An 11251-nucleotide genomic window follows, 5' to 3' on the forward strand; every position below is an offset into this window, starting at 1 on the left:
TGAGGTCATGGTCGAACATACGTTCGAACCCGCCGATCCCGGGGTCAGCCTCGCCGTCATCGAAGAGACGCACCGCGAGGAGTCGAAACTGATGGCACGCCAGATGGTGGCAGTCGCCGACCTGCTGGCGATCCGGACCAGCGAGGCCGAGGGCATCGATCCCGACCCCGGTTGGTCGATGGTCACCGGCTTCACCCGGACCACCGCGGAGGTGGGCGCCGCGCTGAACCTGGCGCCCGTGGAGGCCAGCAAGCTGGTGGCGTGTGCCGAGGCGCTCGACGCCCGGCTGCCGAAGATCTTCGCGCTGCTGGCGGACGGCCGCATCGACTTTCCGAGCGTGCGCTGCATCGTCACCCGCACTGAGCTCGTCGACGACGGACTGATCGGTCAGGTCGACGAGGCGTTGGCGGAGCGCATCGGCCGCTGGCAGACATGGTCGCGCACGCGACTCGTCACCACCGTGGACAGCGTGGTGCACAAGGTCGACCCGGAAGCCGCCAAGGAGCGCCGTGCCCGCGCCGACGGGGACCGGTACGTCAGCACCACGGCTCAGCCCGACGGAACCGCACGACTCCGGGGACGAATCTCGGCCACCGCGGCCGCCGCCTTCGAGCAGCGGATATCTGCGATGGTTAATTTGTTGTGCCCCAACGACCCCCGCACGATGGATCAGCGCCGCGCCGACGCGTTCGCCGCGGTGATGGCGGGCCGCAACCTGGTGTGTGATTGCGGCAGCGACGAATGCCCGACGCGCACGGAGGATACCGAGCAGAGCCGTGGGGTGCTCGCGGTCATCAACGTGATCGCCACCGACACGACCGTCAGCGGTGAGAGCGAGCAGCCGGGGTATCTCGAGGGTTACGGGGTCATCGGCGCAGATGTGGTCCGCGAGATCGCCCAGGACGCCGCGATTCGGCCGTGCGAGCAGCCGACCGTGACCGAGGCTCAGGCGCACAGGTACCAGCCCACTGCGGCGACGGCGCGATGGGTGCGGCAGCGGGATCTGACGTGCCGGTTCCCCGGATGTGATCGCAAGGCGAGCATCTGCGACCTCGACCACACCACGCCGTTCAATCATGCGGATCCGGCGTCCGGCGGGTTGACGGTGCCCTGGGGGTTGGCCGCGTATTGCCGTGAGCACCATCGGCTGAAGACCTTCGTCAGCGGGTCCAACGGCTGGCGTGACGAGCAGCTCGCCGACGGCACGATCGTATGGACCTCGCCGACGGGTCGTGAGTACCGCACGACGCCGATCGGTGCAGAGTTGTTTCCGCAGATGCGCCCGGCATGCGGGGAGCCGACGCCGCGGAAGCGCAGTCGGCAGCGCGAGCGCAAAACGCGGGTGAAGTACCTGCGAAGGAAACTTGCTGTGCAGCGTCCCGTCAACGCCGCCCAGCGCAGGCTGGACTATGCCCGCAAGCGGGAGATCGAGCATCGCAAGTGGCGCAATCAATCTCGCCGATTTCTGATTCTCTTCAAGGGGAACGAGCCCAGCAAGAGCCCCTTCGCCACCTGGATCAACGAGCCGTTCGAGCCCGAGGAGCTGCCGCCGGACTGGCGACCACCACCACTGCCGCCGATACCGGATGATCCCCCGTTCTGACCGGGGTCAGCAGCTGTCTCACCGCGGCGGCGGCCCGCTTGCCCGCGTGCCCGTCGCCGAACGGGTTGCGCTGTTGTGGGACATCGACGCGGCGTTGCGCCAGGCGCCGTGCGGCCTCGCGGCGGATCGTCGCACGGTCGGTGCCGACCAGCACCGCACATCCGGCGTCGATGGCTTCCCGCCGCTCGGTGGTGTTGCGCAGCACCAGCACGGGGACGCCGAAGCTCGGCGCCTCCTCCTGGATCCCGCCGGAGTCGCTCAGCACAAGCGCTGAAAGCTCCAGTGTCCGAATCAGATCGGGATAGTCGAGTGGAGCGGTGATGTGCATGCGCGGCTCGTCGCCGAGCACAGCCTCCACCTCACCGCGCACCACCGGGTTGGGATGTGCCGGCAGGACCGCGACAAGATCGGGATGCGCGGCGAGCACATCGCGCACTGCGTGCAGCACCGAACGCAACGGTTCTCCCCACGACTCGCGGCGGTGGACGGTGACGAGCATCAGCCGGGCGCCGGCCGCGACCTGTTCTTCGACGACCCGCAGCACCGGCACACCGAACGGGCGCACCCGGCCCGCGATCGCGAGCACCGCGTCCACCACGGTGTTGCCGATGACGTGGATATGTTCTGCCGCAACACCTTCGGCGCGCAGGTTGGCCGCGGCGCGCGGCGTCGGCGCCAGGTGCAGCGCCGCGATCTGCGCGATCATCCGCCGGTTGGCTTCTTCGGGGAACGGCGCCTGCAGATCGTGTGACCGCAGCCCGGCTTCCAGGTGCACCACCGGCACCCCGTTCCAGAACGCGGTCAGCGCGCCCACCAGCGCGCTGGTGGTGTCGCCCTGGACGACGACCGCTGACGGCATCCGCTGTCGCATCACGTCGTCGAGCTTGTGCGTCAACTGCGAAACGAGTTCGGCCTGCGTTCCGGTGAGGCGCTCGGGTTCGAGCACCAGGCCCGGTGTCAGCCCGAACGCCGCCAGCGCCTGGTCGAACATCGTCGGGTGCTGGCCGGTGCCGACGACGACCGGTGCGGCCCAACTCTGGTCGAGGGCCAGCGCGAGCGGCGCGAGTTTGACCGCTTCGGGGCGGGTGCCGCCGATCAGCCAAACCTCCGGAACCATCACGGGTCGCCTACCCCGCCGCCCGCGCGCCGAGCGAGGACGCCCACCACTTCGCGACGACCTGCTGCGCCGGCTTCCCGGCGATCGACGTGTCCAGTGCGGTTCCGCCGCGACGCGGGGCGACGGCCCACGTCCAGAAGAACACACCGGCGCACCAGGCTTGACCGGTGAAGGTGGCCAGGAATGCTTCGTAACCGGCGGCCTGCTCATCCGGCGCGGGTCGGCGGCTGATCGTGCCGTCCCATGGCGCGGTGGCCGCACCATGCTGGCTCGGAAACCCGGTCTCGGTGAACAGGATTCGTCGGCCGGTCATTTCGGCGAAGGCCGCGAGTTCGGTTCGCCGGCTGTCGAGCGCGCGCCGGAGCTCCGGCACATCGGTGGTCGGTTCGGTGGTCAGCGACCAGTAGGCGTCGATGCCGACGAGGTCGACCGCGTCCCAGAACGCGACGCGGCGGTACTCGTCGTGGTTGGCCGCGTACACCAGCGGACCCGAGAATGCTTGCCGCACGCCCGCGATGACCGCCAGCCATGCGGGCCGGTCACCGCTGACGCCGCGTAACTCGGTGCCGACCGCCAACTGGTCGACCGAGAGTTCGGCCGCGAGTGCGGCGTAGTGCGTGATGAAGCCGCGGTATGCCGAGAACCAGGCTGTCCGGTCGGCAGGGTCGATCCGGTTGCGGTCCGAGCCGTCGGCCACGTCGACGTGCGGTTTGAGCAACACCTTCAGGCCGTGGCCCCTGGCCAGCGCCACCACCGCGCGAATGTCGTCGTCGGCGACGGTGCTGGACGCCGGACTGATCACCGACGCCGTGCGGGTGCCCTGATACCAGGTCGGCACGATCTGTACCCAGTTTGCGCCCGCCGCAGCCATTTTCGTGAGCGCTTCGCCGGTCGACGGGTCGGTGTATCCATGCTTGTCCCAGGTCGGCAGGACCATGCCGCGCTGTACCGGTGCGGTGGTGATCGTCGGCTCGGCCGGTGTCGGCGCTGGAGCGCATCCGGCCACCAGGGCGAGCACGACCACGAGTGCCCGGATCACCGGGACGACCATTCGGGGTCGAGCATGGCCTCGCGCAGGGCCTCGCAGTAGGTCAGGTCCCACACCACGCTCATCGCGGCCATGCCGGCGCGGTCGGCACGCACGCCGTGCAGCAGTCGGCCGGCCCGCATGGCGGCGCGCGCTGCGTGTTGTCGGCCACCGGCAGTGCGGATCAGCGACCGGACCAGCCGCAGCGCCCAGTGTTTGTCCCGTAATTCGGCTTGCACGGACGACAACCGGTCGGAATCGGCGTCGAGTCGGTCCATCAACACGTCGAAGCGCGCGCTCGCCGCGGGTATGCGTTGCCACGATTCGAGGGTCCGGTCGCTGTCGTGGAAGACGACGGCCTGCGCGTCGAAGACGAACCGGCAGCCGGCCCGACCGAGCCGGTAGCCGAGTTCCATGTCCTCCTGGCGGCGGAACCGCGCGTCGAAGCCGCCGACCGCGACGAAGTCCGCGCGGCGCAGCCCGACGTTGCCGGTGTAGAGGTGGTGCCAGGCAGCCGCGAGCGAGCCATCCGCCAGTCGCGCGTACTCGCGGGCCAGCCGGTCGGCGTCCCACTGGTTCCAGACCGCGAGCCGCTGACCCGGCGGCGACAGGATCGGGCCGAGGGACACCGACGACGAATGGCGTTGCAACGCAGCGCGATGTCGCTCGATGAGCTGCGGAACGGCCAGACAATCGTCGTCGATCAACACGATGTCGCATGCGCTGGACGCTTCGATCCCGCGGTTGCGGCTCGGTCCGGGACCGCGTGCAGTGTCGTTGCGCAGGAATCGGATGTCCAGGTTTGCAGAGATGTTCGGCGGTACGGCGCTCTCCGCGGGTGTCGATCCGCCGTCGTCGACGACGACGACGCCGAAATCCGTTGCGGTCTGGCGGGTCAGCGCCGTGAGCGTGGCGGCCAGCTGAGTGGGCCGGTCGCGAGTCGGGATGATCACGTCGAGCGTCATCGCGGCTCCCGCGAACAGCACACCGCAGCCAGGAAGCCCATCGCCGCGGTGATGCCGAGGACGTTGAACACCGGGAAGACGATGCAGATCACGAGCATCGCAACGAGCGACGCCTGGCTGCCGCGGCGCAGCGCGGCCCAGTCGGAGTCGTCGCGCACCCGGCGGCAGATCGCCGCCGCGATCAGCGCGACAACGAGGAGCGCGGCGGGTATGCCGATCTTCCAGGCCAGCCACAGATAACCGTTGTGCGCGAACGGGGTGGTCACGGTCGCGAACGTGTCGCGCTGCCCCCACGTCACCGTCGCCCCGAAACCCGAACCGGCGAACGGCCTTTGGATGATGGCGTCGATGACGGCGCGCGACTCGACCAGCCGCGCCGTCACCGAGGTGTCGGTGGTGACCTGTCGGATCGACAGCAGCCGCTCCACCGCGGTGCGAGCCTGCCCGGGCGCCACCGCCGCCGCGACCACCATCAGGGTCAACCCGCCGACCGCCCACGGGACGCTTCGCCGGCGTCCCGCCGGCCCGGACAGCAGCGCGACGAGGACGCAGCCGATGGCCGTCGCCCCCCAGAGGCTGCGCTCGAACGTCAGCACCAGGCACATCCCGTTCAGGAGCAGGATCGTCGTCACCAGCGCCTGGACACGCATGTCGCGGTGGCGACCCGACAGCACCACCGCCCAGGCGAGGATCACCGCCACGGGATAGGCGTACATTCCGCCCTGCAGTTGGCCGTGCCCCGAGGAGGTCAGGTCGACGCCCGGGCGGATACCGACGTCGCCGGAAGTGGTGTAGCCGACCGACAGGAACCACTGCGCCAATCCCCAGAGCGCCAGCGCCAGAGCGATTCCCAGCATGGAGCGCTCGAGACGCTTGCGGGCCGTGGCGTCGTCGACCAGCGGGAGCGCCAACAGGAACGTGCCGCAGCCGAGGATCACCCGGCGCATCTCGTGGCCGGCCTCGCTCACCGACGCGCCGAGCGCACACCCCCACAGCAGGGCGACGGTCATGATCACCGCCACGGCCAGACCGGCCAGGACGCGCCGGTCCAGCAGTTGCCGTCCGCGTAGGAGCAGTGCCGCCACCCGGATCAGACCGAGCAGCATCAGCACGTCAACGACCAACAGCCCCGGCCGATCTCGCCCGCCGAACACCGCGAACGAGTCCTGAACCTCGAACGGCACCAGCACGGTCACCGCCAGCAGCACCGTCAGCGACGCGACCGGCGCGGCGAACGCCAGCGGCACCAGGATGGATACGGCCGCCACCGTCCACGGCGCGACCGGCAGCGCGGCGCCGAAGACCAGGGCGGCGAGGCACGCGATGGTGACCAGCGGTGCGGTCGGCCTCGGCAGCGGCACTGCGGCGGGCGCGTCGCGCGTGGGAATCATCGCAGCAGACCCCGCAGGCCGAGCCGGTAGAGCACCGGAAGGCAACTGATCAGACCGATGATCGCGGCCCACGGGGCGGCGGCCGACGACGCCACCCCGGTCCCCGTCAGCATCAGCCACGCCGCGGTGCCGACGCCGACCTGGACGAGCAGCGCCGCGGCGACCGGACGCAGCTGTGCCGCGAGGGCACGGGGCGAGGTGCCCGCGCGTCGGGCACCGGCACCGACATACACCCCCGCGTACGCCAGGAACACGAGCAGCTGCGCGAACGCCGCGCCACGAATCCCATCGGCAGGTACCAGCACCAGCAGAAGGAGAAGTGTTGCTGCACAACGGATCATCATGACTTTCGCGCGGAACGCGATGTGACCGTTGCCGGACAGCGTCTCTCCGATGCAGTTCACGACGGCGTGGCCGACGCCCACGATGAGCAACACCTGGAACGGCACCACCATCGGTTCCCACTGGGCACCGAGAACCGCGGGCAGCACCATCGGTGCGGCCAGCACCGCGACGGGCAGCAGGGGGACGAACAGCATCGACATCAGCCGCACCGACAGCTCGGTGCGTTGACGGTTGTTGTCGGGTTGCAGGGCGGCCGCGGCGAACAGCACGCGGCCGACCTGCTCGGAGATGTGCGTCGACGGTGCCATCGCGATCGTGAACGCCAACGCGTACAGCCCGACGAGGTGAGCGTCGCTTGTGGCACCGATCGTCAGGAAGTCAAGGTTGGCGGTCACCATCAGTGCCACCCCGAACAGGAAGAACCACCGCTCGCCGCCGGGTGTGCGGTCGCGGCCCGGTGAGCAGACCGATGTGGGGTCACGGAGTTCGCGGCGACCCCACACAGGTGTGGCCGCGGCGAGCACCGCGAACAGCACGAGTTGGCGGGCCACCAGCGCCCACACACCGGCGCCGCCGGCCGCCAGCAGCACCGCGATCATCGCCGATCCGGTGTTGGCGGCGGCGTTGAGCCCGGCCAGCGTCCGGAATCGCATCGCCTTCTGCAGCAGGGCCGTCGGGACAACCGACAGTGCGTGCAGCGGCAGGCACAACGCCAGTGCGGCCACCGCGGCCGCGTCGCCGCCGCTTGCGAAGTGGGTGACGACGATACCGGCCGTCGTCGCCATGGCCGCGGCGAGCGCACAGGCAGTCAGCAGACACCGCCGAAACGCTCGCAGGAGGTCGGTGCGGGTGAGTGACTGCCGGACGATGAGCCCGCCCAGGGTGCCGTGGTCGACGAAAAGAACTGCCACATAGACGATTGCCGTGCCGACGGCGAGCGTGCCGAAACTGGTCGGGGTCAGCCAGCGGGCCAGCAGGATCAGCGATCCGTAGGCGAAGGTTTGCGCCAGCAGGTGACTGCCGGTCATCCACCCGGCGGCGCGCAGCACCGTCGAGCCGTCCGTCGGAGGTGCCGTGTGCGTCACGCTCTTCGCCACCGCTGACGCAGCGCCGAAGCCAGCAGGAGCGCAGCGGTCGGCATACCGTCGACGAAGTAGCGCCGCCACATCTCCGGTTGCTGGGTCAGCCGCCATGCCCATTCAAGACACAAGCGCTGCAACCACTTCGGGGGGCGCGACCGGTCCCCGTTGACCAGTTCGAAGGTCGACCCGACGCCGACGAACCACGTCCGGGGTAACGCGGCGCGCAGTTCGTCCATCAGGGTGACCTGCACGCGGAACGGCAACCCGATGAACACGACGTCCGGTTCGGCGGCGATGATCGTCGCGCGTAGGCGGGCGAGTTCCTCGGCTTCGGTGTCGGGCCGCACGAAACACGCGTGCGTCCGGGCGCGCAGTCCCGAGAATTCGGCACGCAGCCGCTCGGCGGCACGTTCGGCGTCGCCGTCGCGCCCGCCGGCCAGCAGCACCGAGAAGCCGACTTGGGCCGCCGCACCGGACAGCGCCCACAGCAGGTCGGTGCCGGTGATCTGTTCGGGCACGGGTGTGCGTTGCAGGCGCAGCGCGACCACCAGCGGCATGCCGTCGACGACCCGGAGGTCGGTGCGCTCGAACACCGACCGCAGCTCGGGCGTCGAACGGTACTGGCGCAGGATCTCGATGTTGGGTGTCAGGACGGTGCCGCCGCGGCCGTTGGCGATGCTGTCGGAAATCCGGTGCACCGCACCGTCCATCGTGACGGCGTCAATCGGCATGTCGATCAATGTGGGCATTTCCATCACCCCGCGGCGTCGGTGGTCAACACGGTGGGCGGCGCCGGCTCGTCCGGCGGGCGTGCGGGCGCGGCAACGGCCGGCGCGCGAGCGCGCAACCGCACAGCGACGAATGCGCAGAGCGTCCCGACCACGGCGCCGCCGAGCGCGGCGAGCGCGAGGATCACCACGGTTGGCAGCCTCGGCTCCTCGACGGCTGCCCCGGTCGCCACGATGCGCAGCGTCGGATCAGCGCCGGCCTGGCGGATCAAGGTCAGGGTCTGCAGCCGCGCGGACGCCTCACCGGAGTTCGGGTCGGCCGGGGTGGTCACCGAGAGGGCGGCGATTCGGGCGTCCAGCTCGGCCGCGATCGTGCGCCAGCGATCGGCGAGCACGTCATCGACGAAAGTCCGCGAAACCTGTTCAGCCTCATGCGGACTGGCTGACCGTGCGGTGACCTCGACGATGTTCGTGTCGGGGACGGCCGACACGGTGATCGCCCGGCCGACGGGCTCGGGAGAGTCCAGCAGTTCGGCGGTGGTGGCGGCGGTGCTGTGGGCGTCGCCGCTGTCGCGGACGAGGCTGGTACCGAGGAACGTCTCGTCCCACTGGGCCAGCGGCACCACCGCGAGGCGGGTGGCGGCGGTGTAGGACGGCGACTGGTGGCTGACCGACCAGTACGCGGCCGCCGCGGCGATCAAGGCGGGCAGGACGATCAACGGCCACCAGCGGATCAAGGCCCGGACGTCGAACCCGCGGGCCTGATGACGGGTCATGACCGCACCCCGTAGGCCGACAGGTGCACGGCGACGGCCTCGTCCAGGTCCCTCGGCGACGGCGCGGGGGGAGCACCGCCGCCGAGGGCTTTCTGGATGGCGCGGTTGAGATCGCCGGGGTCCCCGGCGGTGAACGTGTGCGATGCCAGTTCGCCCATGCCGCCGATGTCGGCGGCCACGGTCGGGGTCCGCAGCTGTCTGGCCACGGCGAGCACACCGCTCTGGCTCGCCTGCTCGGACGGCACGACCACGACATCGGCGGCCGCGATGGCGGCGGTGAACTCGGTCAGCTCAACGAATTCCAGGCGCGCGGCGATGTCGACGAGATGCGTCCGGGCCAGCGCGTCGCAGCGCGCCCAGCCCCCGCGATCGGGTCCGACGACCGCGAGACGCCGGTCCGGCGGCCAGGTGGCGGCGCTTTCGACGAGCACGTCGACCCGCTTCTCAGGCCGGATGAAGCCGGTGAAGAGTACAACGGTGTCGGAGTCGTGTGCGCCCCACTCGCGGCGCCAGATCCGCCGCTGCAGCGCGGTCGGTGGTGGCACCAGCTGGACGAGAGGTGAGACATGCGCAGCAACTCCGCTTTTGGCGAGAATTCGAGCGTCGGCATCGGAGTACACCACCATCGCGTGCGGACGGCGGTATCCGATCCGCAGCAGGAACTCGTCGAGCGCGCCGCGACGTGAGAACACGTCGTGCGGCGAATACACGACCCGCGAACCGGCGCGGCGCGCGGCGGCCAACAACAGCAGGTTCACCGCGCCGCTCGCGGATACACCCTGCACATGCAGCACCGCGCCGGAGCCCGCGTGGATCAAGTGGGGCACCGTGCGTGCCACGAGTCCAGCGGTGATCGCCGCTTTCCGCATCAGGACCTTCGGCCGCGAGGTGTCCCTCGGCATCGGCCACCAGACGCACGAACAGATCCGCACGCCGGCAAGGTCAACGGGTTCGTGCTCGTGGCCGGTGTGGAGGGTCACAGTCAGTCCGCGTTGACTCAACGCCTGGGCCAGTCGGCAGGTGTGCTGGAAGACCCCGGCATAGCCGGTCGGTTCGAACAGGTGAATGTCCGGCTGCGCAGACGGTTTCGCGGACATCGCTCACACCAGATACCGGAACGCTGAGTCGGGCGCCGGGTCGGCACTTTCGCTTCTCTCATGAAGACGCAACGCCTGCAGGGCGAACATCGCGCACCAGGTGTTGGCGATGTCCTGGTCATCGGCGAACAGCACGCCGCCGTCGGGCCGGACGAAGTCGGTCAACGCGTGCGCGAGCCCGTCGAGGCGGTCGGCCCACCGCCTGCCGGTGAGATGGCCGCGGCCCCGCAGGAGCAGACTGATGCGGAGGGCCTGCGCCAGCACGTCCGAGCGCACGCGGCCACCGTCGATCGTCTCGGTCAGGGTGCCGTCCGGCGCCTGCAGTTCCATCAGGCCGGTGAAGATGTAAGCCGCCTGGTCGATCCGGTCGCCGGTGCCGCTGTCGGCGATGAGCAGACCTTCTATCCCGTAGCACAGGGCGTGGAGTTCTCGGCACGGCCAGTCGCCGGTGATCATCACCGTGGCCCAGTGCACCATCGTCCGGTGGGCGATGGCCGTCAGCGACGGCGGCGCGTCGTCGAGACGGAGCACGGCCGCCGCAGCCTTCAGGTGGTGCGGTCCGGCCTGTGTCGACCACCGTTGCGGGAGAACGGTTTCGTCGACCGAGTAGTGCGACGCCATGATCGCCGCGCCGGTCGAGATGCGGTTCAACCATCCGGTGAGCCGGTCGATGGTCCGCGTGTCGGCCCACGCTGAGATGCGGGATACGTCGCTCAATCCGCGGGCCGCCATGGCGAGATCGAACGAGAACACGGCGTCGTTGCGCCAATCCGGTGGCGCATCGCAGAGGTAGCGCCGAGTCGGCGGCGCCGTGGAATTCGCCATGAGTTCGGCGATCCAGGCGGCTGCCCTGTCCGCGCGGCCGCGCGCAAGAGTCGCGTGCCGCACCGACGATGCCCCGCCGGATAGCAGCCATGCCAGCGTGGTCAGGTAGTAGCCGGCGATCTCGGGATAGACGAACTCGGCGCGGCCCTCGTGGTCGAGCCACCCGGCGATGGCTCCGGCGTCAGGGCCGTCGGTGAGTTGAATGTCGCTGTGCAACAACCAGTGTTCGATACGGTCGGCGGCGAGGTGCTGCTCCTCGAGCAGTACGCCGAGATCGGGATAACCCGTCGACATC

The 11251-nt window shown here is 69.9% G+C and carries 10 protein-coding genes; 1 reads left to right on the top strand and 9 read right to left on the bottom strand.

Annotated elements, in window-relative coordinates:
* The first annotated feature begins 7 nt into the window (after positions 1-7).
* Complete coding sequence (locus tag BLW81_RS03005; RefSeq protein WP_083405919.1) at positions 8-1603, top strand: HNH endonuclease signature motif containing protein; 1596 nt, start codon at positions 8-10, stop codon at positions 1601-1603.
* Here BLW81_RS03005 and wecB read toward each other — a convergent pair.
* Genes wecB through BLW81_RS03050 form a run of 9 tightly spaced genes read right to left on the bottom strand, consistent with a single transcriptional unit; the run spans position 1518 to position 11250 of the window.
* Positions 1518-2720, bottom strand: a complete 1203-nt coding sequence (gene wecB, locus BLW81_RS03010) for a non-hydrolyzing UDP-N-acetylglucosamine 2-epimerase (protein WP_083405920.1) — start codon at positions 2718-2720, stop codon at positions 1518-1520. The genes BLW81_RS03005 and wecB overlap by 86 nt on opposite strands.
* A gap of 10 nt (positions 2721-2730) precedes the next feature.
* Positions 2731-3759 carry a glycoside hydrolase family 113 gene (locus tag BLW81_RS03015; protein WP_197680351.1) on the bottom strand — a complete coding sequence of 343 codons (1029 nt, stop codon included), beginning with the start codon at positions 3757-3759 and terminating at the stop codon, positions 2731-2733.
* Positions 3756-4712, bottom strand: a complete 957-nt coding sequence (locus BLW81_RS03020; protein ID WP_157897558.1) for a glycosyltransferase family 2 protein — start codon at positions 4710-4712, stop codon at positions 3756-3758. The genes BLW81_RS03015 and BLW81_RS03020 overlap by 4 nt, the downstream gene beginning before the upstream one ends.
* Positions 4709-6103 carry an O-antigen ligase family protein gene (locus BLW81_RS03025; protein ID WP_083405922.1) on the bottom strand — a complete coding sequence of 465 codons (1395 nt, stop codon included), beginning with the start codon at positions 6101-6103 and terminating at the stop codon, positions 4709-4711. The genes BLW81_RS03020 and BLW81_RS03025 overlap by 4 nt, the downstream gene beginning before the upstream one ends.
* Positions 6100-7533: an oligosaccharide flippase family protein gene (locus BLW81_RS03030; protein ID WP_162277398.1), complete on the bottom strand. Its 1434-nt coding sequence runs from the start codon at positions 7531-7533 to the stop codon at positions 6100-6102. The genes BLW81_RS03025 and BLW81_RS03030 overlap by 4 nt, the downstream gene beginning before the upstream one ends.
* On the bottom strand, positions 7530-8261 hold the full coding sequence (locus tag BLW81_RS03035; RefSeq protein WP_157897559.1) for a WecB/TagA/CpsF family glycosyltransferase: 732 nt from the start codon (positions 8259-8261) through the stop codon (positions 7530-7532). Before BLW81_RS03035 ends, BLW81_RS03030 begins: the two co-directional genes overlap by 4 nt.
* Before the next feature lie 23 nt (positions 8262-8284).
* The gene (locus BLW81_RS03040) at positions 8285-9034 is read right to left on the bottom strand and encodes a YveK family protein (RefSeq protein ID WP_083405925.1); all 750 of its coding nucleotides are present in this window, start codon (positions 9032-9034) and stop codon (positions 8285-8287) included.
* Positions 9031-10131: a glycosyltransferase gene (locus tag BLW81_RS03045; protein WP_083405926.1), complete on the bottom strand. Its 1101-nt coding sequence runs from the start codon at positions 10129-10131 to the stop codon at positions 9031-9033. The genes BLW81_RS03040 and BLW81_RS03045 overlap by 4 nt, the downstream gene beginning before the upstream one ends.
* A 3-nt stretch (positions 10132-10134) precedes the next feature.
* Positions 10135-11250, bottom strand: a complete 1116-nt coding sequence (locus BLW81_RS03050) for a hypothetical protein (RefSeq protein WP_083405927.1) — start codon at positions 11248-11250, stop codon at positions 10135-10137.
* Between the last annotated feature and the right edge of the window lies 1 nt (position 11251).

The sequence above is a fragment of the Mycolicibacterium rutilum genome (genome assembly GCF_900108565.1).
Taxonomy (GTDB): Bacteria; Actinomycetota; Actinomycetes; order Mycobacteriales; family Mycobacteriaceae; genus Mycobacterium; species Mycobacterium rutilum.

Excerpts from the sequence above, each read along its gene's own strand:
- BLW81_RS03005 (WP_083405919.1), top strand. The coding sequence starts at position 8 with ATGGTCGAACATACGTTCGAACCCGCCGATCCCGGGGTCAGCCTCGCC.
- wecB (WP_083405920.1), bottom strand. The coding sequence starts at position 2,720 with ATGGTTCCGGAGGTTTGGCTGATCGGCGGCACCCGCCCCGAAGCGGTC.
- BLW81_RS03020 (WP_157897558.1), bottom strand. The coding sequence starts at position 4,712 with ATGACGCTCGACGTGATCATCCCGACTCGCGACCGGCCCACTCAGCTG.
- BLW81_RS03025 (WP_083405922.1), bottom strand. The coding sequence starts at position 6,103 with ATGATTCCCACGCGCGACGCGCCCGCCGCAGTGCCGCTGCCGAGGCCG.
- BLW81_RS03035 (WP_157897559.1), bottom strand. The coding sequence starts at position 8,261 with ATGCCGATTGACGCCGTCACGATGGACGGTGCGGTGCACCGGATTTCC.
- BLW81_RS03040 (WP_083405925.1), bottom strand. The coding sequence starts at position 9,034 with ATGACCCGTCATCAGGCCCGCGGGTTCGACGTCCGGGCCTTGATCCGC.
- BLW81_RS03045 (WP_083405926.1), bottom strand. The coding sequence starts at position 10,131 with ATGTCCGCGAAACCGTCTGCGCAGCCGGACATTCACCTGTTCGAACCG.
- BLW81_RS03050 (WP_083405927.1), bottom strand. The coding sequence starts at position 11,250 with ATGTCGACGGGTTATCCCGATCTCGGCGTACTGCTCGAGGAGCAGCAC.